The sequence below is a fragment of the Kitasatospora sp. NPDC057198 genome (assembly GCF_042670125.1).
Taxonomy (GTDB): domain Bacteria; phylum Actinomycetota; class Actinomycetes; order Streptomycetales; family Streptomycetaceae; genus Kitasatospora.
The window spans coordinates 1-1,290 of the sequence record NZ_JBHUWH010000872.1; the positions used below are offsets into that span (position 1 = coordinate 1).

At 79.1% G+C, this 1,290-nt stretch carries 2 pseudogenes; both read left to right on the forward strand.

Annotated features, from left to right (window positions below):
• A pseudogene (locus ACFUEL_RS39760) lies at positions 1-493 on the forward strand (hypothetical protein); the annotation flags it as partial.
• Positions 494-1,063: 570 nt separating this feature from the next.
• Positions 1,064-1,290 (forward strand): annotated as a pseudogene (locus ACFUEL_RS39765) (hypothetical protein); the annotation flags it as partial.

Here is a 1,290-nt window from a genome sequence, read left to right on the forward strand (position 1 = left end):
GCAGCAGCCCGAGATCGCCGAGGGGCCGGTGCCGGGCGTCCAGCCGGACGAGACGGACGGCGGGAGCGGCGACGGGGACGGGGACGGCGGGGGAGGAGTGACCCGGGAGCTGGATCCGCCGGGCCCGCCGCGCACCCCGTCCCGCCCGGTGCGCCCGGACGCGGTGGAGGACGCCCCCGCCGCGCTCGACCCCGAACGGGCCCGCCCCGCCGACCCGGGCGCCGACCCGCGCGACGAAGGACTCCCGAACCTCGCGGACGGCTCGCCCACCGCCGACCGCGCCGCCGACCCGCAGCGCCCGCCGGTGCCCGGGGACCGGCCGGTCGCCGCCGAGTCGTTCGGGGTGACGGGGGAGGAGCAGGCGCGCGGCGAGCCGCTGGAGGACAAGCTGGCGGCGGAGCGTCCGGAGGTCTGGGAGGGGGAGAGCGAGCCGGCGGCGGAGCGCCCGGGAGCGTCGGCGGAGGAGGCGGCGGTGCACGAGGAGGAGGGGTGAGGGGCGCCGGCCGGTTCGGCGGCGCAGGGTGACGGCGGGGGCGGTGCGGTAGGGGCCGCGGCGGTGGGCGGTGGGCGGTGGGCGGTGTCGAGGTGGCGGCGCAACGCGCAGTGCCGGGCGTGCGGGGTGGCGTACGTGGCGCGGGCGAGGGTGAGAGGGCTGGGTTCCTGCTCCTCCTCCGGCCCCAACGAACCGGTCGTGGCCCGGCGGGCGGCCGACGCGTTCCGGCTGCCGCGTTCCGACTGTCGCGTCCCGGCTCGGCGTGCCGGGCGGCCGGCCGGTGCGGCTGCTGAGGACCACCGGGACGGACCGGAGGTTCGAGGCGGGCGACCCCGCCCGGTAGTGGCCGGGTGGCTGCATCGATGTCAGAAGGCTTGCCCGGCAAGGGGGGTGGCCCCCTCCGGTTTTCCGCCGGAGGGGGACGGGTAGGCGCGGGGGCCACCGGCAGGGGGGCGGAAGGAAGCGCCGTCATGGACACCCGCCGTCATGCGACACCCATTTCCCCGGAGCCGTTGTCGGCGCTCCCGGCGGACGCCGAACTGCACGCCGTCCCGGGGGAGGGCTGAGGACGTGGCGCCCGCACGGATCTGCCAGGTCTGCGGGGAGCGGCCCGCCGCCGGGGGCAGGTACAGCGCGGTGGTCCGGGGCCGGGATCCGGGCGGCGGACGGCTGCTGGTCGCCTGCGGGGCCGAGCACCTGGCCGTGCTCCTCGCGCGGTGGCGCCGACACCCGTGCACGCCCGAGGAGTTGTGGCTCGGTCAGATCTACGCCGCGCTCCGCCTGGTCGGCCGCGAACC